General features: G+C 72.1%; 21 protein-coding genes. 12 read left to right on the top strand and 9 right to left on the bottom strand.

Annotated features, from left to right (window positions below; genetic code table 11):
- The first annotated feature begins 74 nt into the window (after positions 1 to 74).
- Positions 75 to 1,094, top strand: coding sequence for a cation diffusion facilitator family transporter (locus ADK57_RS26735; protein ID WP_078973345.1), 1,020 nt, complete (start codon positions 75 to 77; stop codon positions 1,092 to 1,094).
- Between the two features lie 62 nt (positions 1,095 to 1,156).
- Here the strand turns inward: ADK57_RS26735 and ADK57_RS26740 are convergent, their stop codons facing one another.
- The gene (locus ADK57_RS26740) at positions 1,157 to 1,606 is read right to left on the bottom strand and encodes a nitroreductase family deazaflavin-dependent oxidoreductase (protein ID WP_053752132.1); all 450 of its coding nucleotides are present in this window, start codon (positions 1,604 to 1,606) and stop codon (positions 1,157 to 1,159) included.
- Between the two features lie 205 nt (positions 1,607 to 1,811).
- On the opposite strand from ADK57_RS26740, the gene ADK57_RS26745 reads away from it, so the two are divergent.
- Positions 1,812 to 2,258 (top strand): nuclear transport factor 2 family protein, encoded by a 447-nt coding sequence (locus ADK57_RS26745; protein ID WP_053752133.1) that lies wholly within the window; start codon positions 1,812 to 1,814, stop codon positions 2,256 to 2,258.
- 12 nt (positions 2,259 to 2,270) lie between these two features.
- On the opposite strand, the gene ADK57_RS26750 is transcribed toward ADK57_RS26745, so the two are convergent.
- Positions 2,271 to 2,903 (bottom strand): LysE family transporter, encoded by a 633-nt coding sequence (locus ADK57_RS26750; RefSeq protein WP_107091651.1) that lies wholly within the window; start codon positions 2,901 to 2,903, stop codon positions 2,271 to 2,273.
- A gap of 332 nt (positions 2,904 to 3,235) precedes the next feature.
- On the opposite strand from ADK57_RS26750, the gene ADK57_RS26755 reads away from it, so the two are divergent.
- Positions 3,236 to 4,435, top strand: a complete 1,200-nt coding sequence (locus ADK57_RS26755) for a cytochrome P450 (RefSeq protein ID WP_053752135.1) — start codon at positions 3,236 to 3,238, stop codon at positions 4,433 to 4,435.
- Positions 4,436 to 4,447: 12 nt separating this feature from the next.
- The gene (locus ADK57_RS26760) at positions 4,448 to 4,648 is read left to right on the top strand and encodes a ferredoxin (RefSeq protein WP_053752136.1); all 201 of its coding nucleotides are present in this window, start codon (positions 4,448 to 4,450) and stop codon (positions 4,646 to 4,648) included.
- Here the strand turns inward: ADK57_RS26760 and ADK57_RS26765 are convergent.
- Positions 4,623 to 5,525, bottom strand: a complete 903-nt coding sequence (locus tag ADK57_RS26765) for a sigma-70 family RNA polymerase sigma factor (RefSeq protein WP_053752137.1) — start codon at positions 5,523 to 5,525, stop codon at positions 4,623 to 4,625. The two genes, ADK57_RS26760 and ADK57_RS26765, sit on opposite strands and share 26 nt — an antisense overlap.
- A gap of 66 nt (positions 5,526 to 5,591) precedes the next feature.
- On the opposite strand from ADK57_RS26765, the gene ADK57_RS26770 reads away from it, so the two are divergent.
- Positions 5,592 to 6,269: an FMN-dependent NADH-azoreductase gene (locus ADK57_RS26770; RefSeq protein ID WP_053752202.1), complete on the top strand. Its 678-nt coding sequence runs from the start codon at positions 5,592 to 5,594 to the stop codon at positions 6,267 to 6,269.
- 2 nt (positions 6,270 to 6,271) lie between these two features.
- On the opposite strand, the gene ADK57_RS26775 is transcribed toward ADK57_RS26770, so the two are convergent.
- Positions 6,272 to 6,823: a TetR/AcrR family transcriptional regulator gene (locus tag ADK57_RS26775; RefSeq protein WP_053752138.1), complete on the bottom strand. Its 552-nt coding sequence runs from the start codon at positions 6,821 to 6,823 to the stop codon at positions 6,272 to 6,274.
- A 94-nt stretch (positions 6,824 to 6,917) separates the two neighbouring features.
- On the opposite strand from ADK57_RS26775, the gene ADK57_RS26780 reads away from it, so the two are divergent.
- From ADK57_RS26780 to ADK57_RS26790, 3 genes are all read left to right on the top strand, one after another.
- The gene (locus ADK57_RS26780) at positions 6,918 to 7,376 is read left to right on the top strand and encodes a nuclear transport factor 2 family protein (protein WP_053752139.1); all 459 of its coding nucleotides are present in this window, start codon (positions 6,918 to 6,920) and stop codon (positions 7,374 to 7,376) included.
- A gap of 9 nt (positions 7,377 to 7,385) precedes the next feature.
- Positions 7,386 to 7,913 carry a flavoprotein gene (locus ADK57_RS26785; protein ID WP_053752140.1) on the top strand — a complete coding sequence of 176 codons (528 nt, stop codon included), beginning with the start codon at positions 7,386 to 7,388 and terminating at the stop codon, positions 7,911 to 7,913.
- A 257-nt stretch (positions 7,914 to 8,170) separates the two neighbouring features.
- A complete protein-coding gene (locus ADK57_RS26790) occupies positions 8,171 to 9,142 on the top strand; it encodes an aldo/keto reductase (RefSeq protein WP_053752141.1) in 972 nt (323 codons plus the stop codon).
- Between the two features lie 9 nt (positions 9,143 to 9,151).
- Here the strand turns inward: ADK57_RS26790 and ADK57_RS26795 are convergent, their stop codons facing one another.
- Entirely contained in the window at positions 9,152 to 9,970 is an 819-nt protein-coding gene (locus ADK57_RS26795) for a phytanoyl-CoA dioxygenase family protein (protein ID WP_078973346.1), read from the bottom strand.
- A gap of 63 nt (positions 9,971 to 10,033) precedes the next feature.
- Between ADK57_RS26795 and ADK57_RS26800 the strand changes: the two genes are divergently transcribed.
- Both ADK57_RS26800 and ADK57_RS26805 read left to right on the top strand, forming a co-directional pair.
- Complete coding sequence (locus ADK57_RS26800) at positions 10,034 to 10,954, top strand: helix-turn-helix domain-containing protein (RefSeq protein ID WP_078973347.1); 921 nt, start codon at positions 10,034 to 10,036, stop codon at positions 10,952 to 10,954.
- A gap of 429 nt (positions 10,955 to 11,383) precedes the next feature.
- Positions 11,384 to 13,345, top strand: coding sequence for a ricin-type beta-trefoil lectin domain protein (locus tag ADK57_RS26805; RefSeq protein WP_053752144.1), 1,962 nt, complete (start codon positions 11,384 to 11,386; stop codon positions 13,343 to 13,345).
- Positions 13,346 to 13,353: 8 nt separating this feature from the next.
- Here the strand turns inward: ADK57_RS26805 and ADK57_RS26810 are convergent, their stop codons facing one another.
- The 3 genes from ADK57_RS26810 to ADK57_RS26820 all read right to left on the bottom strand — a co-directional run bounded on the left by ADK57_RS26810 (position 13,354) and on the right by ADK57_RS26820 (position 16,901).
- On the bottom strand, positions 13,354 to 14,652 hold the full coding sequence (locus ADK57_RS26810) for an arsenic transporter (RefSeq protein WP_053752145.1): 1,299 nt from the start codon (positions 14,650 to 14,652) through the stop codon (positions 13,354 to 13,356).
- Positions 14,653 to 14,711: 59 nt separating this feature from the next.
- Positions 14,712 to 15,395 carry a DUF4232 domain-containing protein gene (locus ADK57_RS26815; RefSeq protein ID WP_053752146.1) on the bottom strand — a complete coding sequence of 228 codons (684 nt, stop codon included), beginning with the start codon at positions 15,393 to 15,395 and terminating at the stop codon, positions 14,712 to 14,714.
- 138 nt (positions 15,396 to 15,533) lie between these two features.
- A complete protein-coding gene (locus ADK57_RS26820; protein WP_053752147.1) occupies positions 15,534 to 16,901 on the bottom strand; it encodes a serine/threonine-protein kinase in 1,368 nt (455 codons plus the stop codon).
- 88 nt (positions 16,902 to 16,989) lie between these two features.
- On the opposite strand from ADK57_RS26820, the gene ADK57_RS26825 reads away from it, so the two are divergent.
- Complete coding sequence (locus ADK57_RS26825) at positions 16,990 to 17,541, top strand: RNA polymerase sigma factor (protein WP_053752148.1); 552 nt, start codon at positions 16,990 to 16,992, stop codon at positions 17,539 to 17,541.
- Between the two features lie 51 nt (positions 17,542 to 17,592).
- Here ADK57_RS26825 and ADK57_RS26830 read toward each other — a convergent pair whose 3' ends face one another.
- Positions 17,593 to 19,977 carry a SpoIIE family protein phosphatase gene (locus ADK57_RS26830; protein WP_053752149.1) on the bottom strand — a complete coding sequence of 795 codons (2,385 nt, stop codon included), beginning with the start codon at positions 19,975 to 19,977 and terminating at the stop codon, positions 17,593 to 17,595.
- A gap of 266 nt (positions 19,978 to 20,243) precedes the next feature.
- Here ADK57_RS26830 and ADK57_RS26835 point away from each other — a divergent pair, with 266 nt between their 5' ends.
- Positions 20,244 to 23,348, top strand: a complete 3,105-nt coding sequence (locus ADK57_RS26835) for a glycoside hydrolase family 2 TIM barrel-domain containing protein (protein WP_053752150.1) — start codon at positions 20,244 to 20,246, stop codon at positions 23,346 to 23,348.
- Positions 23,349 to 23,402 lie beyond the last annotated feature (54 nt).

Here is a 23,402-nt window from a genome sequence, read left to right on the forward strand (position 1 = left end):
TCCCTGGTGAACGCGTTCCCCGTTTTACGCCGACGGCACGGTGTGAGCCCCACCGACCGGGGCAGTCGGCGGAGGTGACAGGGACATCCTCAAACCAGAAGGCAGACCGGACCTCAGACCAGAAGGCAGACCGGCCTTCAGACCAGAAGGCAGACCGGAAGACGCGCGTCACCGTGCTCGTGGCGCTCGCGGCCAATCTCGTGATCGCCCTCGCCAAGGCCGTCGGCGGGCTCCTCGCGGCATCGCCGGCGTTGCTGTCGGAGGCCGCGCACTCCGTGGCCGACAGCATGAACGAGGTCTTTCTGCTCGCCGCGCTGCGGCGCAGCCGCCGCCCCGCGGACCGGCGCCACCCCTTCGGCTACGGAAAGGAGCGGTTCTTCTGGTCGCTCCTCGCGGCCGTCGGGATCTTCGTGATGGGCGGCTGCTTCTCCTTCTTCCAGGGCGTCGAGGCCCTCAGAAACGGTGCGGAGGAGAAGTTCAGCGGGTATGTGGCGGGCCTGGTCGTGCTGGGTGTCGCCCTCCTCGCCGAGGGGGGCTCGCTGGTCCGGGCCCTGTACCAGGTGCGCCGGCAGGGCGGGGGCATGGACGGTCTGCGCGACCCGGCCCTGCGTACGGTCGTCGCCGAGGACGGTACGGCGGTGCTCGGTGTCACCCTCGCGATCGTCGGCATGGCGCTGCACATGGTCACCGGGCAGGTGGTGTGGGAGGCGTCCAGCTCGCTGGCGATCGGTGCTCTGCTCGTCTACGTGGCCTACCGGCTCGGCCGCGAGGCACGGGATCAGCTGATCGGGGAGGCCGCCGACGTGGAGTCCAGCGACAGGATCCGGGCACTGCTGGCGGCGCAGCCCGAGATCGACAGCGTGGAGGCGCTGTTCACGATGAAGATGGGGCTGGACTCGCTGCTGGTGGCCGCCCGCATCGACCTGGTGCCAGGACTGGACAGCGAGCGGGTCGAGGAGGTCGCGGTGCGGATCAAGCGATCCATCGCGAGCATCGTTGCGGAGACCGGCCAGATCTTCCTCGACGTGACCGACCGGCCCGCCGCCGAGGCAGCGGAAAGCCCCGCCGCGACGGGGGAACGCGGCGGGGCCTGAGGCTCGGATGCCCGGCGGAAACGGGTCCATGCGTCCCCGCGCGGGAATTTTTTCCGGAGGCTTCAGCTCCGGTCCGAGGGCTCCAGCACGAAGACAGGAATGTCCCGGTCCGTCTTCTTCTGGTAATCGGCGTACGGGGGGTAGGCCGCGACCGAGCGCTCCCACCACGCGGCCTTCTCCGCGCCGGTGACCTCACGGGCCGTCATGTCCTGCTTGACCGGGCCGTCCTGGAGTTCCACGTGGGGATCGGCCTTGATGTTGTGGAACCAGACGGGGTGCTTGGGCGCTCCGCCCTGCGATGCCACCACCGCGTAACTTCCCTCGTGTTCGACGCGCATCAGCGGCGTCTTGCGTATCTTGCCGCTCTTCGCGCCCCGGGTCGTCAGCAGGATGACGGGCAGTCCCGTGTCCCGCAGAGTCGTCCCCTCGGTGCCGCCGGAACTCTCGTACAGCTCCACCTGGTCGCGAACCCACTGCTCCGGGCTGGGTTCGTACTCGCCCTCAAGAGGCATGCCATCCGTCCCATCGTCGTCGACTGCGGCTTGCTCCTACGCGGTTCAACATCGGTACGAACGGCTTTCATCCATACCGCGTTCCCCAACGGCCTCAAAGAGCGCCGGGCGGCCATTACTTCGCGGGTAATCGCCCGAGCCGAGCACGTACGGCACAGTCGTGACCGCACCGCACGACAGCCGTCCGTCCGAGGGAGAGGGCCCCATGACCACCACGACCCCCACGACCCCCACCACGACGACCCGCGCCCTGGTCGAGGAACTGCTGCGCAGGATCGGCCGGGGCGACCCGGAGCGGATCGCCGAGCTGTACGCCGAGCCCGCCGACTGGAAGCTGGACTGGCCCGAGGACGAGCACGGCCGCAGCGCGACGCCGTGGATCCGGCACCGCGTCACCCGCGCCGACGCCGCCGCCCACTACCGGGAGCTGGCCGCGCACCACCGTCCGGGAGAGGCGGCGACGGAGATCGAGCGCATCCTGGTGGACGGCGCCGACGCCGTGGTGCTCGGTGAGATCCGGCAGACCGCCGCGGCCACCGGGCGCGCCTATCGCGCCAGGTTCGCCCTGCACCTCACCGTCGAGAACGGACTGGTCGTCCGCCACCACGTCTACGAGGACAGCCTCGCGGTGGCCCGCGCCTTCGCACCGTGACCGCCGGCCGGCTCACGACGGAGCCACCACCATCCGCACGGCCAACGCCGTCATCACCGCGCTCGACAGCAGTGCCGTCGCCAGCCGCCCCCGGTGCCCGGTCAGGGCCCGGCCCAGCAGGGCACCGCTCCCGGCGAGCAGCAGTTGCCAGCTCGCGGACGCGACGAAGGCCGCGAGGACGAACACCCCTTGTTCCAGGGGCCGTACGGCCTCCTCGGCACGGGTGCCGAGCACCAGGGCGGCGAAGTAGATCACGGTGGTGGGGTTGAGCAGGGTGATCCCGAGCAGCGCCAGAAAGGCACGCGCGGGGCTCGGGGGAGGCGGGTCGACGCGGGTGGCGAGCCGGTGGCCGCGGTACTGCCGTACGGCCGTGAGGGCGCCCAGTACCGCGAGCGCCAGCAGCACCAGGGCGGAGGCCCAGCGCAGCGGTCCGAGCACCGGCCGCAGCGCGCCGGCGAGTGCGGAGCCGCCGAGGGTGGCCAGCAGGGCGTAGAGCCCGTCGGCGGCCGCGATGCCGAGCGCGGCGCAGGCACCGGTCCGCAGGGACGTACGTGCGGTGAGGGAGACCAGATAGGCGCCGACCGCGCCGACGGGGACGGCGATGCCGTACCCGGCGAGCAGTCCCGCGACGAGCGCGGCGGTCATGAGCGCGCAGGCGTGGGCCCCCATGGACGGCCGGGCTGCTGCTGGACGCGCACCGGACGAACGGCGGTGGCGGTCAGGAGCAGCGGGGCATCGGTTTTCAGCATGGCCAGATCCTGGCGGTGGCGGTCGTTCGGGGACAACCGATTTTCCGAGGTGCGACGACCAGGCCCGGCCGGGCGGTGAATCGGGCCGTCCCCATCGCGTTCGGGAAACGGTGGTCCCCGGCCATATCGCCCTCGTCACCGATCTGGCCGAACTTCTCGTCCCGCCATAGATGCCCGGGGCATCTAATGAGGATCTGCACGACGCACCCTTCGTCTGCGAGGTCTGCCATGACGGAAACGGAACCCGTCGCCTTCCCCCAGAGCCGGACCTGTCCCTACCGCCCGCCGACCGCCTACGACCCGCTGCGCACCGCCCGGCCACTGACCCGGATCACCCTCTTCGACGGCCGTCCCGCCTGGCTGGTCAGCGGTCATGCCGCCGCCCGCGCCCTGCTGGCCGACCCGCGCCTGTCCACCGACCGGACCCGGCCGGGTTTCCCCGCGCCCTCGGCGCGCTTCGCGGCCGCACGGAACCGGAAGACCGCGTTGCTGGGCGTCGACGATCCCGAGCACCGCACCCAGCGGCGGATGATGATCCCCGGCTTCACCCTCAGGCGCGCCACCGAACTGCGCCCGCGCATCCAGCAGGTCGTGGACGAACGGATCGACGCGATGATGGCCCAGGGGCCGCCCGCCGAACTGGTGAGCGCCTTCGCGCTGCCCGTGCCGTCGACGGTGATCTGCGCCCTGCTCGGCGTCCCGTACGCCGACCACGACTTCTTCGAAGGACAGTCCCGACGCCTGCTGCGCGGTCCGACGGCCGCCGACACCCTGGACGCCCGCGACCAACTCGACGCGTACGTCGGGGAATTGATCGACCGGAAACGGAAACAGCGCGAGTCCGGCGACGGCGTGCTGGACGAACTCGTCCACCAGCAGCTGCGCGACGGCGAGATCGACCGCCAGGAAGCGATCTCCCTGGCGCTCATCCTGCTGGTCGCGGGCCACGAGACGACCGCCAACATGATCTCGCTCGGCACCTACACACTCCTCCAACACCCCGAGCGGCTGGCCGAGTTGCGCAACGATCCCGCACTCCTGCCCGCCGCGGTCGAGGAGCTCATGCGGATGCTGTCGATCGCCGACGGTCTGCTGCGGTCGGCGACCGAGGACATCGAGGTGGCGGGCACGACGATCCGGGCAGGGGACGGCGTGGTCTTCGCGACCTCGGTCATCAACCGCGACGAGGACGTGTACGCCGACCCCGACACCCTGGACTGGCACCGGCCGGCCCGCCACCACGTCGCGTTCGGGTTCGGTATCCACCAGTGCCTGGGCCAGAACCTGGCCCGTGCCGAACTGGAGATCGCCCTGCACACGCTCTTCGACCGGCTGCCCGCGCTCCGCCTCGCCGCCCCCGCGGACGAGATCCCCTTCAAGCCCGGCGACACGATCCAGGGGATGCTGGAACTCCCCGTGACCTGGTAAGAGGCTCCGGTCATGCGCATCGACATCGACAAGGACGTCTGCATCGGCGCGGGCCAGTGCGCCCTGGCAGCCCCGGGCGTCTTCACCCAGGACGACGACGGCTACAGCACCCTCCTGCCCGGCCGGGAGGACGGCGGCGGCGACCCCATGGTCCGGGAGGCCGCCCGGGCCTGCCCCGTCACCGCCATCACGGTGTCCCGGACAGTGGGCTGAGCTTCGGCAGGCCGAGGACGCCCAGATCGAGCCGGTCGAGCCGCGCCGGATCGGCGACGACGTCGTACGCGGTGATCCGTCCGCCCTCGACGGTGACCCTCAGGGCGAACAACAGCCGCCCGCGCGGGGCGACAACCACACCGACGTCACCGTCGACGAGGGCGACGGCCGCGAACCGCGACCGCTCGCGCAGGGTCACGGTCCCCTCCGCCACCGCCCGGGCACCCCGCAACTCGCGGGCCACCCCGGGCGGCAGGGCGGCGGGGTCGGCACGCCGGACCACGTCGGGGGCCAGCACGTCCAGCAGCCCGCCGAGGTCACCGCCCCGTGCGGCGGCCAGGAACGCCTCGACCACCTGCCGATGCCCATCGAGGTCGGTGCCCGGGACCGCGGGAGTGCCCCGGACCTTCTGCCGGGCGCGACTGGCGAGCTTCTTCGCGGTCGGCTGGGAACGGTCCACGACCTGGGCGATCCGGTCGAAGGGCACGCCGAACAGGTCGTGCAGCACGAACGCGACCCGTTCGGCGGGGCCCAGCCGGTCGAGCACCACGAGCAGGGCGAGGCCCACGGAGTCACCGAGCACCGCCGCATCCTCGGGCGTGTTCCCCTCGCCCGCCACCGGCTGCTCGTCGCCGTACGGCTGCTCGCGCCGTGACGAGCGCGATCGCAGCATGTCCAGGCAGATCCGGGAGACCACCGTCGTCAGCCAGCCCGCCAGGTTGTCGATGCCGTCGCCGCCCGTACGGCTCAGTCGCAGCCAGGCCTCCTGGACGGCGTCCTCCGCCTCGTCGACCGAGCCCAGCATGCGGTGCGCCACCGCCCGCAGCTGCCCGCGCCGTTCCTCGAACCGCCGCGCCAGCTCGTCGCGCCCGTCCATGGGTCACCTTTCTCCGTCGTGCTCCGTCATCCCCCTGACGTACCCGACGTGACCGAGGTGACCGACATGCCGCTCCTGCACATCGACTCCAGCGCCGACACGGCCGACGACTCCGTCAGCAGGCGCCTGACCGGCCTGTTCGCGAGGACATGGCGCGCACGCAACGGCACGGCGCCCTACCGCCGCCGCGATCTGTCCGCCGACCCGATCCCGGCACTCGGCCCGGCGTACACCACCCTCGGCCGCCGCGTGGAACGCGAGGGCTTCGTCCCGCCGGCCAAGGTGCCGGCGCTGATCGAGAACGCCGCCGAGGAGCGGGAGTGGGAACTGACGCTGCCCCTGATCACCGAACTGCTCGCCGCGGACACCGTGTTGCTCGGCGTCCCGATGTACAACTTCTCCGTGCCCGCGTCCCTCAAGGCGTGGATCGACCGCGTCACGTTCCCCGGCGCGTACGCCGATCCGGACACCGGCGACAGACTGCTGGGGGACACCCGCGTGGTCGTGGTCATGGCGCGCGGCGGTGGCTACGGCCCCGGTACGCCGCGCGAGCGCCACGACTTCCAGACGCCGTACCTCAGGGCCTACTTCGGCAGCCTGGGCGTGGCGCCGGAGAACCTCCACCTCGTGGCCGCCGAACTGACCCTCACCGGCCTCCTGCCGCACCTGGCGGGCCTGGAGGACCTGGCGGCGGACTCCCTCGCCCGGGCGCGCGCGGCCGTGACGGCCCTCGCCGCCGCCTGACCTCAGCGGGACTCCAGCAGCAACCGGGCCGCCTCGCGCGCCTCGGCGGCCGGTTGCGTGCTTGAGGTGATACCCGCCGTGACCATGGCACCCTCGGCCAGCAGGAACAGCGGCCCGGCCAGTGCGGCGGGCCGTCCCGCAGCGGCCACCAGCGAGGCGAGGTAGTCGCCGAACGCCCGCTTGTGCGCGCGGACCTGGGCCGCCACGAGGGACGACGTGGCGCCCAGTTCGCCGTACGAGTTGATCCACGCGCACCCGCGGAAGCCTTCCTCGCCGAACCATCCCTCCAGCCAGTCGAAGACCGCCAGGATGCGCCGCTCCGGATCCTCCTCGCGCTCCACGTGCGCGGCGAGCCGCCCGCGCCAGCGCCCGTCCCGTCGCTCCAGATAGGCCTCGACCAGCTGCTCCTTCGCAGGAAACAGCTGGTAGAGCCGCTTGAGCGAGACCCCGGAGGCACCGCGGACTTCGTCCATGCCGACGGTCTGGATGCCCCGTCCGTAGAACAGCTCCTCGGCGGCGTCCAGCACCCGCTCCCTGGCTGTCGCGCTGTCCATGTCCGGCCACTCCTTGACGTGAGAACGCTCGTTCTCCTACGTTGGCGATCGTACCGGAGAACGATCGTTCTCCCTGTCCGCCCCGGAGGATGCCGTGACCGACCGCCCGCCCCTGCCGCCCTTCACCCGCGAGAGTGCGGCGCAGAAGGTCCAGGCCGCCGAGGACGCCTGGAACACCCGTGACCCGCACCGGGTGGCGCTCGCCTACTCGCCGGACTCGGTGTGGCGCAACCGCGACACCTTCGTCACGGGCCGCGCGCAGATCGTCGAGTTCCTCACCGCGAAGTGGGCGCGCGAGCACGAGTACGCGCTGCGCAAGGACCTCTGGGCGTTCGACGGCAACCGCATCGCCGTCCGCTTCCAGTACGAGTGCCGGGACGCGAGCGGCCGATGGTGGCGCTCGTACGGCAACGAGCTGTGGGAGTTCGACGAGCACGGGCTGATGACCCGGCGCGAGGCGAGCATCAACGACGTCTCCATCGAGGAGAGCCGGCGGCGCATCTTCGGTCCGCGGCCGGAAGCCGAACGCGGCCGGTCCTTCCCGCTTGAGTAGGGTGCGCGGGTGACCGAACAGGCCGGGAAACCCTTCCTCTACGTCGTCGTCTGCGCCGCCGGGATCGCGGTGGACGTCAGCAAGCTGATCACCGCCGCCCAGGAACGCGACTGGGAGGTCGGCGTGATCGCGACGCCCGTCGCGATGAACGGCTTCTTCGACACCGCCGCCGTCGAGACGCAGACCGGACGGCCGATCCGCTCGGCCTGGCGCAGCCCCGGCGACCCGCGTCCCTTCCCGCCGCCGGACGCCGTCGTGGTCGCGCCCGCCACCTTCAACACCGTCAACAAGTGGGCGGCCGGGCTCGCCGACACCCTCGCCGTGGCAACCCTGTGCGAGACGTACGGCCTGGGCGTCCCGGTCACCGCACTGCCGTGCGTGGCCGACGCGCTCGCCGCCCATCCCGCCTACCAGGACAGTCTGATACGGCTGCGCGCCATGGGCGTGAGGTTCGGCGAGCCGTACTCCGGCGAGGTGGGGGAGGACGGCACGCGCCCGGAGTTCGGCTGGGAGCGGGCGCTGGATCTTCTGGAGTGAGCCGGACGGTGACGCCGAGCGCGGTGCCGACGGGCAGCCAGGTGAAGAGCGCGCCGAGGTCGCCGGGGCTTTCGCCGGTGCTGAAGTTGTCGTGAAGGTGCCTCATCCAGCCAGGAACGGACGTCACGGACCCGCCGAACTCCGAGACAGGGACCACTGCGCTGGACCTGGCCGAGGAGACTCGCCGTCGGGGCCCGGAGCGCGGGCGAAGTCGTACGCTCCCCTTCATACCCATCCCGAAGGCAGGAGCGGCAACGATGCAGTACGTGAAGCTCGGTTCGACGGGCCTGGACGTCTCGCGGATCTGTCTGGGCTGCATGACCTACGGCCTGCCCGACCGCGGCACGCACGAGTGGACCCTCGACGAGGAGGAGTCACGTCCGCTGATCCGGCAGGCGCTGGACGCCGGGATCAACTTCTTCGACACCGCCAACGTCTACTCCGACGGCACCAGCGAGGAGATCGTCGGCAAGGCCCTGCGCGACTTCGCCCGCCGCGACGACATCGTGCTCGCGACCAAGGTGCACGGCCGGATGCGGCCCGGGGCCAACGGCGCCGGACTGTCCCGCAAGGTGATCATGACCGAGATCGACCACAGCCTCGGCCGCCTCGGCACCGACTACGTCGACCTCTACCAGATCCACCGTTACGACCCGCACACCCCGGTCGAGGAGACGATGGAAGCCCTGCACGACCTGGTGAAGGCGGGCAAGGTGCGTTACATCGGGGCGAGTTCGATGTACGCCTGGCAGTTCTCCAAGATGCAGTACACGGCCGAGCGGAACGGCTGGACCAAGTTCGTCTCCATGCAGAACCACTACAACCTCCTCTACCGCGAGGAGGAGCGCGAGATGCTGCCGCTCTGCGCGGACCAGGGCGTCGGCGTCCTGCCGTGGAGCCCGCTGGCCCGCGGCCGGCTGACCCGGGACTGGGGCACCGTCACCGAGCGCAGTGCGAACGACAACTTCGGCAGCCGCCTCTACCCGGAGGGCGACCGCACCATCGTCGAGGCCGTCACCCGCATCGCGGACGACCGGGGCGTCCCGCGCGCCCGGGTGGCTCTCGCCTGGCTGCTGCACCAGGAGACGGTGGCCGCACCGATCGTCGGCGCGGCCAGGCCGCAGCACATCGAGGACGCCGTGGCCGCCGTCGAACTCGAGCTCAGCGACAAGGAGATCGAGGAGCTGGAGCAGCCCTACGGTCCGCACCCGATCGTCGGTCACTCCTGAGGGGCTCGCTCAGTGCGGTCCGTGCGGTGCGAATTCCGTGCCGCACGGACCCGCGCCCTCGCTCTCCGGCAGCGGCACCCGGTCGCCGCTCATCGACAGCGTGCGGTAGTAGTGCCCGATGCGCTCGGTGGAACGGCCGACGTAGTGGCCGATGAAGGAGCGGCGGAACCGGTCGGCGGTGCGGTTGGGCTGCGAGCCGTGCACCAGACTGCCGTTGAAGAACAGGACATCGCCGGGGGACATGTCGACGGGTACGGCCGCCAGACCGCGCGGCGGCGGAACGTACTCCTGCGCGAAGGACAGCTCGGCGTCCGCCTCCTGTGGGCAGAACAGCTCCATCCGGTGCGTGCCGGGCACGACCTCCAGACCGCCGTTGTCCCGGTCGATCACGTCGCAGGCGATCCAGGCCGCCACACACGTGCCCGGCTCGACCCGCAGATAGAAGTTGTCCTGGTGCAACGCCTGACCCCGTGCCCCGGGTGGCTTGAAGTAGAACATGCTCTGCGCGGCCAGCGCCTCCTCGCCGAGCAGCGTCTCCAGCACGCCGCGCAGCCGCGGATCCAGGAGCACGCGCCGCGAGAGCTCGTTGATCTCGTGCGGGTGCAGCACCCTCGGATACCGCCGCAGCGGATCCGCGGACGCCCGCGGCTCGAAGTGCCCGGGCACCGGCCCGGCCGCGTGCAGTGCCGCGAACTCGGCACACAGCGCCTCGATCTCGTCGTGGCCGAACACTCCTCGCACGACGGTGAAGCCGTCCTCATGGAACCGCCGCAGCCCGTCCTCGGGCAGGATGGGGGCGCCGGCGGCGCCGATGTCCATGGCTGTCATACGTCCGCCCTTCGGTCGGGTGCCTTCGGTACGACACGCTAGGCCGCCGCGTCCCCGAGGAGGATGCCCGTGACCGCTGACGGATTGCCCGAGACTGCCGAGGCCGGGGATCCGGGACCGCCGCCGGGCCTGGTCGTGGTCGGGCACTTCGACCAGCCGCCGGGGTACGGCGTGAACCGGCCCTGGGGAGCGGACAGTTGGCTGTTCACCTGGACGACCGGCGGAGGCGGGAGACTCCGCCAGGGCTCGGCGCGGACGACGGCCGGTACCGGCGATCTCGTCGTGCTCGCCCCGGGAGTCCGGCACGACTACGGCGTCGAACCGGGCGCCCCGCACTGGCGGTTCTGGTGGGCGCACTGCCAGGCCAGACCGTCCTGGCCGGCCTGGCTGCGCCCGTACGACGCCGGCGACGGCATGTACGTCGTCACCCCGACCCCGTCCGCCGCACACGCCCGGATCGAGTCGGCGTTCCACCGCATGCTCACCGACGCCCGCTGGACGGGGACCGGGGCGCCGCCCGCCGGCCATGCCGACCGGGAGCAGGTCGCCGTGGCGCACGGCACCGCGGCCCGCGAACTCGCCCTGTGCGCGCTGGAGGAGGTCGTCCTGCTCACCGCCGGCGCCGCGCGCACCCCGGCGTCCCCGTCCGGTGTCGACCCGCGGGTGCGCCGGGCCCAGGAGATGCTCGCGGCCGACCCGGGGGCACCGCACACCGTCGAATCGCTCGCCGCGAGCGTCCGGTTGTCCCCCTCACGGTTCGCCCACCTGTTCACCCAGCAACTCGGCCGGTCCCCGATGCGGGCGCTGCGCGAGGCACGACTGCACCACGCCGCCCGGCTGCTGGAGAGCACCGACCTGTCCGTGGAACGGGTGGCCGCCGCCTCCGGCTTCGTCAGCCCCTTCCACTTCAACCGGGTCTTCCGTGAGCGCTACGGCATGCCCCCCGGCGCCTACCGGGCCGGCGGCCCAATGGTTGGCAGGTGAGCGGCGAAGACCGGTCGCAGGCGCGGTGGAGTGGCCGTTCAATGGTTGGCGCGAAGTCGACGCGGAGGCAAGTGAATACCGTTCCCATTTACCGCGCCGATACCGGGACCTCCTTAAAGGTGTCGCAAAGGGGTCGCTATTGACCAGTTGTCAATTCCGGTCCGCCCGAACGCAATGCACAAAACCGTGAGGTCCCTTGTTACACCTCGCTGACCTGTGCAAAGGTGTGCCCTGTCGGCGCACGGACATTAACTTCTCCTGTGTGCACGAGGCCGCTCCCGTACGCTCCCCCCACGCTTCAAAAGAGCTGCCCCTGGCGGGCGTTCGAGATGCCGAACCCTGTGCGGACGAACCCCCGGCGCCTCGCCGGCGGCACCGCATACCCCTTGGTATGGACTTTGTACAGAACGCCCTCGGAGGAATGCCGCTGTGAAAGACGCAGGCCTGTCGAATTCCCCGACTCCTGCTCGTCCCTCCGACGCCACGGACGAGCAACTGAGCGCCGAGCTCAAGAAGTGGAGCGGGGCGACACCGGCGCTCCAGCCCGTCGGTGAGCTCCTCGACCGGCACTGGGAAGCGGCTTTCGCCTACGCACGGCTGTGCACCGACGGCGCCCGCCCCGCGGGGATGCTCACCACCGCGGCATTCACCCGGCTCTTCGGTGAAACACTGCGCCAGAACGGGCCGACGTCCGCCTGGCGGCCCCAACTGCTGGTCACCGTGCGCCGTATCGCGGCGGAGTGGGACGCCGACCGCAGACGCGAGCTGCTGCACCCGGAGCTGAGAACCGAAGGCGGCGGGGAGCGCGTCGTCGCCCGCCTGCTGCCGCCGGCCCACCGCCGCCTGCTGTCCGGGGCGTTCCAGCGGCTGCCCCAGTCGGCCCGCTGTCTGCTGTGGCACACCGAGGTCGAGTCCGAACCGCTCGGCGTACCCGCCGCACTGCTGGGACTGGATGAGGAGGACGCACTCGTCGAACTGCGGCGCGCCCGCGAGCGGTTGCGGGAGGAGTGTCTCCAGGTCCACCGCGAACTCGCCCCCGAGCAGGAGTGCCGCCACTACCTCCGGCTGCTGGACGTGACCTATCGGCGCGGCGCTGTCGACATCGACGTCGACCTTCGCGGCCACCTGGAGGGGTGCAAGCACTGCCGGTACACCGCCGACCAGTTGCACCAGTTCAACCAGGGCCTCGGCGGCGCACTCGCCGAGGCGGTGCTCGGCTGGGGGGCAGGCGCCTATCTGGAGGCACGCGCACGCGTGGACGAGGTTCCCGACGAGGCACAGGCGCAGGCGCAGGCGGTGCTGGAGGCGCAGGCCCAGCGCCCGGCCGTCGTGGGCGAGTCCTTCATGAGCGGGGCGGAAGCACAGCCCCCGGCGGTCCCGGACGAGTCCTTCGTCCCGGCGCAGGACGCCCGGCTGTCCGCCGTCGCGGGTGCGGCCTTCGAGACGCCCGCTCGTCCGACCTCGGCCCCCCGTACCGGTCCGCGCACGGCCTCCCGTCGCTCCGCCCACAAGGCCGCCCGCCGCACGGCCCGCCGCAACCTCACCGCGGCCGTCCTGACCGTGAGCACCCTGATCGTCCTGCCGCTGGTCCTGTGGTCCTCCCTCGACTCCTCGGACGACACCACCCAGGCCACCTCGGACGCACCCGGCGACGGTGGCGGCGCGACCCCCAACCCGTCCTGGGCCGGCTCCGGCGACAGCGAGCAGGGCACCATGCGCGGCCGGCTGCACAACGTGGCATCGGGGCTGTGCGTCGGCGTCGTCGGAGAGAAGGCCGTCAAGGACGCGGAGACCGAGCTCACCGACTGTTCCTCGGCGGCCGCCCAGCAGTGGTCGTACGCATCCGACGGGCTGCTGCGCAACGCGGACGCCCCCGATCTCTGCCTGGACTCCCACCTCGGCTACTCGGTCCGGCTGGCCCCGTGCACGGGCGCGGCCAAGGCGGCCGACAAGAGCATCCGCTACGACTTCACCCTCCAGGGCATCCTGGTGCCGCGCTGGGACCAGGACCTGGCCCTGACCCCCGCCGCCACCGACGGAGCGGGCTCGCTGGTCGTGAAGACCCGCGACGACAGCCCCGCGCAGCGCTGGGTGATCGACACCTCGAAGGCCGACCTCCAGATGGAGGTGGTCAACTGGGGCGAGGACAGCACCCTGGCGAGGGTGCCCGCGCCCACGCCCGAGCCGTCGAGGACTCCGAGCCCGAAGTCCACGCCCACGCCCACGCCGTCCGCGAGTCCGTCGACCCCCAAGGCCTCGCCCACGCCGACGCCCACGTATCCGTATCCCACGAGCGGGGCCTGCTACTACAACCCGTACTACTGCTCGGGGAACGGCCAGAACGGTGGCTGGTCCGGTTACGACTACGGGGACGGCCGCAGCCGCAACTGACCGTCGCCTCAGGCCCCGACGACCTGGAGCGACGCCCACAGCGCCACCACGGCGGGCACCAGCGCGGCCGGCGTGGCGAGCAGGCCGAGGCGGGTGAACTCCCCGAGCTCGACCTCGTGTCCGTGCCCGTGCGCGATGCGCCGCCACAGCAGCGTGGCCAGCGACCCGGCGTAGGTCAGGTTCGGGCCGATGTTCACGCCGAGCAGCACCGCGAGGACGGCACCGGGGCCTGCGGCGGCGGTCAGCGGCAGCAGGACCAGGACCGCGGGCAGGTTGTTGATCAGGTTCGCCAGTACGGCGGCCAGCGCCGCGATGCCGAGCAGCGCGGCCAGTCCCGTCCCGTGGGGCAGCGCGTGCCGCAGCGCGTCGGCGAGACCGTTGTCGACCACCGCCCGCACGACGACGCCGAGCGCGAGCACGAACGCCAGGAAAGCGGGCGACGCCGCCCGCACCACGGTGAGCGCGGTGGCCTGCCGCCGGACGAGGGCGCGCCCGGCCAGCACGAGCGCCCCCGCCAGCGCGGCCCAGGCGGGCTCGGCGCCGAGGGCGGAGGTCACCACGAACCCGGCCAGCGTGCAGGCGACGGTGACGAGCGCGAACAGCGGCAGTTCCGGCGCCTCGGCGGTCTCGGGGGAGTGGGTGACCTCGTCCAGGTCGCGCTCGAAGAACCGCCGGAAGAGCACGTACTCGGCGCCGATCGCCACGAGCCAGGGCAGCGCCATCAACGCCGCGAACCGCGTGAAGCTCAGCCCGCTCGCCGCGAACGCCAGCAGATTGGTGAGGTTGGAGACCGGAAGCAGCAGCGAGGCCGTGTTCGACAGGTGCGCGCACGCGTAGACGTGCGGCTTGGCCCGGACCCCCATCCGGGTGGCGGTGGCGAACACCACCGGCGTCAGCAGCACCACGGTGGCGTCCAGACTCAGCACGGCCGTGACCGTCGACGCCAGCGCGAAAACCCCGGCCAGCAGCCGCCCGGGTGACCCCGCCGCCCGACGGGCCAGCCACGCCCCGCACGCCCGGAAGAGCCCCTCGCCATCACAGAAGTGGGCGAGGACCAGCACCGCGGCGAGGAACCCGACCACCGGCCCGAGCCGCTCGGCCTCGGCCCGCGCGTGCTCCAGCGAGATCGCCCCGGTCGCGATCGCCACCCCCGCCGCCGGGACCGCCGGCACCGCCTCCGGCCATCCCCGGGGACGGAGCACGGCCCAGCCGAGGACGGCGACGAGCAGGGCGACGGACAGGGTTTCGGCGAGCGGGGCGTTCAGGGGGTGGATCCTTCGGGACGTGATCAGATCGTGCCCGGCCATCAAAGCAGGCGCCGGTAAGAGGCAGGCGAGGGCCCCCGACAGGCCCTCGCTGCGGCGGCTCAGGGGCCGGAACCGGCCGCGAAGACCGTCAGGAACACCGAGGACGCGTTGCCGGACACCGGCACCTGCCCCGCCGTCCACGCCACCTTCAGCGGGTCCCGCTCGTCCGGCGGGGTCACCAGCAGCGACTGAGGAGTGGCGGCCCGCGCCCCGCTGACCTCGGGGTTGGAGAACGTCAGCCCGGCCCAGGCACTCCTGCCCGGCGCCAGCGTGACCGTCACGGGCGTGCCGGCGGAGCGCCGCGGGTCCGGCCCCAGCTGCTTGCCGGACGCGTCCAGGAAGGCGGCGCCCGGGTAGCCGCGCACGGTACAGGTACGGCCGGAGGTGTTGGTCAGGACGACCGGGAAGTTCCACTGCCCGGCACCCGGGTCGTTGCGCCCGACGGACGCGCGCAGCTCGGAGGTGTGGCAGCGGGCGCTCACGGCAGTGGGGGAGTCCTCGGCGGCGGGCGAGGAGGCCGAGGCGCTCGGGGCCGGGGTCGGGGTCGGTGTGGGGCCGGAGGGGGCGGCCGACGCGGCCGAGGCGGTCGTACCGCCCTCGGTCGCGGGGGCGGCCGTGCCGGTCACCTTCTGTGGAGCGCTCGATGTGCCGTCACCGCCGCCGCACGAGGTCAGCAGGCCGAGCACCGCGACCGCGCCGACGAGCCGGGCCGCTCGCGGTACGCCCTGGGACGTCTTCGCCATGTCTGTCCACATGTCTGTCCACACTCCCGGAAACTCGTCGCACACGTGGCACACGTGCGTACGGCGCGTTGTGCCCCGTCACTGAGGTCCGATGCGACCGGAGACGGAAAAGTTCGCCGGTCACCCCAGGGAATCACGTCAGCTTCCGAGCCGTACGGAATCCAGGACGCGGTCGGTCGCCGACGCACCGCCGCTCTGCCGGATCTGCACGTACACCCGCGGCTGCCCGTCGCCGTCCGCCGACGTGAGCCCGGCCTCCGTGACGGACCCGCCGCCCGGGCAGTGGCTCCAGCCGCGGACCCTGCCGTGCCAGGCGGGGCCGGTGTAGGCGCGGGCGCCGTCGTAGTGGCAGCCGGGGTGGGCGAGGGCGTCCACCCGGGCGGTGACGTCGCCGTGCCCGCTCAGTCCGACGAACACGCCGTTCACGTCCGCGGTGAGGTCCTGCCACTTTCCCAGGTCGTCCGCGACGACGAGCCCCGGCTCCCGCCCCGCGGGCAGACCGAGCGCCCGCGGATCCCACCCCGAGTCGCGCAACTGCCGCCCCCACGCCCCGGGCACCTCGGCGACGATCCGGCCGGTCGCGTCCCGGACCCGTACGTCGGCGGTCCCGGAGGAGCGGGCCAGCAGCGCGGTGGTCACACCGGCGGCCACGACCGCGAGTACCAGGGCGGCCGGCGCGACGGCCTTCGCGCGCACGCGGGGAGGCCGCCCGCCCGCCGGTGACGCCAGCCGTTCCAGCTCCTCGGCGAAGGAGCGGGCGCCGGGCCAGCGCCGCTCCCGGTCCGGGTGCAGCGCCCGCATCAGGGCCCGTCGGACGCCGGGATCCAGGTCGGGACGCAACCGGTCCGGGCGTACGACCTTGCCGGGCGGGCCCGGAACCGTGCCGGTGACCAGGTGGTAGCCGACCGCGCCGAGGCCGTACACGTCGGCGCGCTCGTCGATGCCCGCGCCGGGCTCGGCCTGTTCCGGCGGCCGGTAACCGTCCGACCCCGCCGCCTGGGTGAGGCCGGAGGCCTGCGCGAGGCTCTTGGCCAGCCCGAGGTCGGCGAGCAGCACCCGAAAGGTGCCGTCGGGGGCGGAGGCCAGCAGCAGGTTGGTCGGCTTGATGTCCCGGTGCACGATCCCCGCCTCGTGCAGCGCGGCGGCGCCCAGGGCGGCCAGCGCGGTCAGCCGCAGCGCCCGGGGCACGGGCAGCGGACCGGCGGCGAGCAGGTCGGCGAGGGTGCCGCCGTCGGCGTACTCCATGACGAAGTACGGTCTGCCGTCCGGGAGTTCACCGATGTCGTGGACCTGCACCACCCGCTCCGAACCGGCCCGGCGCAGCATCCGCGCCTCGGACAGGAACCGTTCGCGCACGTCCAGCCGACGCGACCAGTTGTCGGCGAGGACCTTGACGGCGACCGGGGCATCGAGCTCGTCGTCGTGGGCGAGCCAGACCGTGCCGAACGCGCCTGTGCCCAGGGGCCGTTCGAGGCGGTAGCGTCCGATCCGCTCGACGGAGTGCATACGGCTATCATGCCTGGGCCGAAATCCACCCGGGGGCCGCCGGGACCGCCCGGGATCCGCCCGAGACCCGTCCCGAGGGGAGCAGCCCGTGCCGGACGCGGCGCCGACCGAGGACCTCGCACGGCGTGCGGCGGCGGGCGACCGGGCCGCGCTGGACGAGCTGCTGGAAGCGATCCGGCCCGAAGTCCTGCGACGCTGCGGGCGGTTCCTGCCCTGCCGGGAGGACGCGGAGGAGGCGGCGCAGGACGTCCTGCTCCAAGTGGCCCGGAAGATCGGGACATTCGAGGGCCGCAGCCGTTTCGGCACCTGGCTCTACACGGTCGTCGCCAACTGCGCCCGCCAGAAGTACCGCGAGCTCAAGCGACACGCCGCCGAACAGCCGGCGCCGATCGACGCCGCCCAGTACGTCGACCCGCGCACCACGAGCGTCATCGCCGGTTCCCGCGTCGACCTGCTGGAGGCGCTGGAGCGGCTGGAGCGCGAACACCCGCACCTGGTGGCGCCGTTGGTGTACCGGGACATCTGCCAGCTGGAGTACGCGGAGGCCGCCGAACGCACGGGCGTCCCGCTCGGCACGTTCAAGTCGCGGCTGCACGAGGCCCGCAGGCAGGTCAGGCCCTGGCTGTCCGCACCGTCCTGAAGAGCGCTCACTCCGCGCTCACTTGGTGCTCATCCCGCGCTCACTCCGCGCTCACTCCTCGTCGGCCAGGCTGATCTCCGACCAGATCGTCTTGCCGTCGGTGGTGTGCCGGCTGCCCCAGCGCTGGGTGAGCTGAGCCACCAGCAGCAGACCGCGTCCGCCTTCGTCCCATGTCTTGGCGCGGCGCAGGTGCGGGGCCGTGTGGCTGGTGTCGGACACCTCGCAGATCAGCGTGGTCTCGTCGTGGATCAGACGCAGCCGGATGGGCTGGGAGCCGTACCGGATCGCGTTGGTGACGAGCTCGCTGACCACCAGCTCGGCGGTGAACGCCGCCTCGCTCAGCCCCCATCGGTCGAGCTGGGCGACGACCTGCTTGCGGATCGGGGCGACGAGCGCCGGATCGGCGGGGATGTCCCAGGTGGCGACCTGGGACGCGGGCAGTCCCCGGGTGCGGGCCAGCAGCAGCGCCACGTCGTCCAGCGCGCCGCCCGACGGCAGCAGACCGTGCAGCACGCGGTCGCAGGTCTCCTCCAGCGAGGAGGAGGGGGCCGCAAGGGCGTCGCGGAGCAGGGCGTGGCTGGTGTCCACGTCCCGCTCCCGCGTCTCGATGAGCCCGTCGGTGTACAGGGACAGCACGGTGCCCTCGGCCAGTTCGAGCTCCGCGGACTCGAACGGCAGCCCGCCCAGTCCCAGCGGCGGCCCCGGGGGCATGTCGACCTCCTGGGGTGCGCCGCCCGGCGGGAGCATCACGGGCGCCGGATGCCCGGCCCGGGCCATCGTGCAGCGCCGGGACACCGGGTCGTACACCGCGTACAGACAGGTGGCGCCGACCTCGCCGGGGCTGCCCTCGCCACCGGCCTCCGCGGACAGCCGTACGACGAGGTCGTCGAGGTGGGTCAGCAACTCGTCCGGGGCCAGGTCGATGTCGGCGAGAGTGCGTACGGCGGTGCGCAGCCGGCCCATCGTCGCCGAGGCCTGGATGCCGTGGCCGACGACGTCCCCGACGACCATCGCCACCCGCATCCCGGACAGCGGGATCACGTCGAACCAGTCGCCGCCCACCCCGGCGCGGGCCGCCGGAAGGTAGCGCGAGGCCGCTTCCACGGCGGCCGTGCGCGCCAGCGACCGGGGCAGCAGGCTGCGCTGCAGGGCGAGGGCGGTCTCGCGCTCGCGGGAGTAGCGGCGGGCGTTGTCGATGCAGACGGCCGCCCGGGCCGTGACCTCCTCGGCGAGGAGCGCGTCGTCCGGCGTGAACGCGTCCGGCCGCCGGAACCGGGTCAGGACGGCCACGCCGAGTGTCTGGCCGCGGGCCTGGATCGGCACGGACATCGTGGCGTGGATGCCGTACTCCCTGATGCGGTCCTGGCGCACCGGGTCCCAGGCGAGCCACTCGGCGAGGTCGCGGGTCTCCGTCGACGCCACGATGGTGTGACCCGCCACGAGGGAGTCGGCCTGGGGCGAGGGGGCGGGATAGACGTCGACCTGGCCCGGCTTGGCCACGGCCTCGGGGCTGCCCGGGTTCACGGACTGGTGGGCCACCCGGCGCATTCTGACGGGGGCGGTCACCCTGGCCGTGAGGGGCTCGGCTCCGGCGTCCGGCGGGTCCAGCAGGTCGACACTGACGAAGTCGGCGAGGGCGGGGACGAACACGTCCGCCAGCTCCTGAGCCGTCCGGGTGACGTCGAGGGTGGTGCCGATGCGGACACTGGCCTCGTTCACCAGTTGGAGCCGCTCCCGGGCGAGGTACTGGTCGGTGAAGTCGTGGGCGGCGACGCACACCCCCCGCACCCGCCCCTTGGCGTCGGTGATCGGCGCCATCCGGGCCAGCCAGGCGTACATCCGGCCGTCGCCGCCGATCGGCACGTACGTCCGCACGTCGTGCCCCCGGCCGGTGGCGAGCACGCGGTGCAGATGCTGCTCGATGTCCTCGCTCTGCGGTCTGCCGCTCATCTCCGGCACCCGCAGCCCCCGCACCCGCTCCTCGGGCAGCCCGAGCACCTCGGCCATGGCGGTGTTCATGCGGCGCAGCCGCAGCCGCTCGTCGTAGATCGCGACGGCGCAGGGGGACTGTACGAGCTCGGCCCTGTCCAGCGGGTCGTCGGGTGCGTGCGGGCCGTCGCCCGCCAGTGGAGTGACCACGAGCCAGTCGCCGGGGCCGTCGTCCGGCTGTCTGTGGTGGGCGAGCAGCCACACGGACACCGTCGAACCGTTGCGGTGACGCAGTGTGAGTGTGCCGTCCCAGCGGGTCCTCCCGGGCCCGGGTGCCGTGTCCTCACCTGCGCTGACCAGCAGCTCGGCGGCGGGGCGGCCCACGACGTCGGCGGCCGGCCAGCCGAGGAGGAGGCGGGCGCCCTCGTTCCACTCCACCACCGTGCCCGCGTCGTCGATGACAGCCCGCGCCGTCGCGGCATCGTCGAACGGATACACCGGGCTCATCGTCGCAGCTCCATCGCGGACACTCACAGTGAACAGGCGCGCCACTTCGGTCCCAGCCTAGTGCGTCGAGCTCGTGCGCGGATGGGGAACGGCAGTGCGGGCGGGGCCGTCATCGAGCCGTGGTCAAGGGGGAAATCCGGCCGTTGTGACGCCCGGGACAGAAGCGGCTCACCGGACCCTTGACGGGCGCGAGTGGCGCACCGTCAGAATCTGTTTGTTCACGATCAGTTGTGAGTACTTCTGGGCCCTGATGAGGGAGAGCCGCCATGACGGTCACTCGCAGATCGCTTCTCCTCGCCTCCGCGGCAGCGCCGGCGGCCGGGGCGCTCCTGGGCGCCCCGGCCGCCGGCGCTGCCGAGGTCGCCGAGGTCGCCGGGGGCGCCTCCGGCCGCCGTACGGTCGCATTGCGTGACGGCTGGCGCTTCGCGCTGGTCAACCCGGGCGGGATCACCGACCCGACCGGTGAGTACACCGACGCAGCCGCCCCGGGTTACGACGACTCGGGGTGGCGCGAGGTCGCGGTGCCGCACGACTGGAGCATCGAGCTGGCCCCGACCACGCAGAACGGCACCACCAGCGGCACCGGCTTCTTCCCCGGCGGCCTCGGCTGGTACCGCCTCGCCTTCACGCTGCCGCCCGCCCTGGCCGGCAAGTTGATATCGGTGGAGTTCGACGGCGTCTACATGGACTCCTACGTCCACTGCAACGGCACGGAGGTGGGCCGGCACCCCTACGGCTATACCGGTTTCGCCTTCGACGTGACCGACCTGCTGCACACCGACGGCACCACCGAGAACGTGATCGCGGTCAAGGTGCAGAACCGGCTCCCCAGCAGTCGCTGGTACTCCGGCAGCGGCATCTACCGCGAGGCCCGCCTGGTGGTCACCGACCCGGTGCACGTGGCCCGCCGGGGCACGTACGTCACCACGCCGGACATCACCGAGGAGCGGGCGCTCGTCCAGGTGCGGACCTCCGTGGTCAACGAGACCGGCAGCGCGAACGAGGTCGAGATCCGTTCGAGGATCAAGGACCCGGCCGGCCGGACGGTGGCCCGCACGGCCACCACCGTCGCCGTGGACACCGAGGCGACCGAGACCCATGAACTCACCGTCACCAGACCCAGGTTCTGGGACTTCGCGTCGCCCCACCGCTACACCCTGGAGACCGAACTCCGCGTCGGCGGCAAGGCCGTCGACACGTATCGCACCCCCTTCGGCATCCGCACCTACCGCCTCGACCCCGACGAGGGTTTCCACCTCAACGGCCGCTACGCCAAGATCAAGGGCGTCGACCTGCACCACGACCTGGGCGCGCTCGGTGCCGCCGTCAGCATCGACGCGATCCGCAGACAGATGACCATCATGAAGTCGATGGGCGTCAACGCCTTCCGCACCTCCCACAACCCGCCCTCCCCGGAGATGATCGAGGTCTGCGAGGAACTGGGCATCGTGATGATGGTGGAGGCGTTCGACTGCTGGAAGAGCCCCAAGACGCGTTACGACTACGGCCGGTTCTTCGACGAGTGGGCCGACAGGGACATCACCGAGATGGTGTTGGCCGCCCGCAACTCGCCCGCCGTCATCATGTGGTCGATCGGCAACGAGATCTCCGAGTTCACCTCCACCGCCGGTCTCGCCATGGCGGACCGGCTGATCGCCGCGGTCAAGGCGTCCGACCACACCCGCCCGGTCGTGATCGGCTCCCACCGGCACCGCACCGTGCCCGCCGAGGGATCCCCGGGTGACCTGATCCTCGCCAAGCTCGACGGCCTCGGGCTGAACTACAACACCGCCAAGTCGGTGGACGCCCTGCACGCCCGCTACCCGCACCTGTTTCTCTTCGAGTCGGAGTCGTCCTCCGAGACCTCCACCCGCGGCGCCTACCAGGAGCCGGAGCGCCTCAACACCGGCGAGAACCACACACCGGGCAAGCGGGCCACCTCGTCGTACGACAACAACCTCGCCTCCTGGACGATGAGCGGCGAGTACGGGCACAAGAAGGACCGGGACCGGAAGTGGTTCACCGGGGAGTTCCTGTGGTCGGGGATCGACTACATCGGGGAGCCCACGCCCTACGACGTGTTCCCGGTCAAGGCCTCCTTCTTCGGCGCGGTGGACACGGCCGGCTTCCCGAAGGACATGTACTACCTGTTCCAGAGCCAGTGGACCAGCGAGCCCATGGTCCATCTGCTGCCGATGACCTGGAACCACGAGCCGGGCGACACGGTCGAGGTGTGGGCGTACTCCAACGTCGCCACCGTCGAGCTGTTCCTCAACGGCAAGTCCCTCGGCACGCGGACGTTCGACACGAAGAAGACCACCGACGGCCGGGAGTACCTGGAGACCACCGAGGCGACCGGCGACGACAAGACCTTCACCGACGGCCCCTACCCCGGCAGTTACACCAGCCCGAACGGCAGCGCGGGCAAACTCCACCTCACCTGGAAGGTGCCCTACCAGCCGGGCGAGTTGAAGGCGGTGGCCCGCAGCGACGGCAGGGTGGTCGCCACCGACGTCCTGCGCACCGCCGGGAAGCCGCACGCCGTACGGCTCACCGCGGATCGCAAGTCCCTTGCCGCCGACGGCCGTTCACTGGCCTTCGTGACCGCGGACATCGTGGACGCCCGCGGAGTGGTCGTGCCCGGCGCCGAACACCTGATCTCCTTCGACGTGACGGGCGGCTCCCTCGCCGGGCTGGACAACGGCCGCGAGGAGAGCGCCGAGCGCTACCAGGCGAGCACCCGGACCGCCTTCCACGGCAAGGCGCTCGCGATCGTACGGTCCGGCACCAGGCCGGGGTCCCTGAAGGTGACCGCGCGCGTGGAAGGCCTGCGGTCGGACTCCGCGACCGTGCGAACCACGCCCGCCCGGTCGGCCGCAGCCACCCGGCCGGCCGCCTTCGAGCCCGACTATCCGGTGCCCTCGAACTACCCCTACGCGGACGCCGGTTACTCCGGCCGTCCCGACACGCTCCCCGCCGCGATGCTCGACGGCGACCCCGCAACCGGCTGGTCCAACGCCTTCGGCAAGGCGGCCACCGCCCTGCTGCCGGCGTTCAACGGCGCCAGGGCCGAGGACTGGGTCTGTGTGGACTTCGGGCGGACGCGGACCTTCGACCGCGTGGAGGTCTCCTTCACCCTGAGTACGACCCACAGTCTGCCCGCCTCCGTGGCGGCCGAGGTGTGGGACGGCAGTGCGTACGTGCCGGTCGAGGGAGCGGCCGTCGCCTGGGCCACCGTCTCGGACGAACCGACGGTCGTCGCCTTCGACGCCATACGCGGCTCACGGCTCAGGCTCACTCTGACCAGCAGCTATCCGGGCGAGGCCAGGGGTGCGGTGCGCATCAGCAGGCTGGAGGTTCCGGCCGGCTGAGCGGCTTTTGGTGCGGTCCGGACGGGAACCGGTCCCGTCCGGACCGTTGACTGG

The organism is Streptomyces sp. MMG1533, assembly GCF_001279775.1.
Classification (GTDB): Bacteria; Actinomycetota; Actinomycetes; order Streptomycetales; family Streptomycetaceae; genus Streptomyces.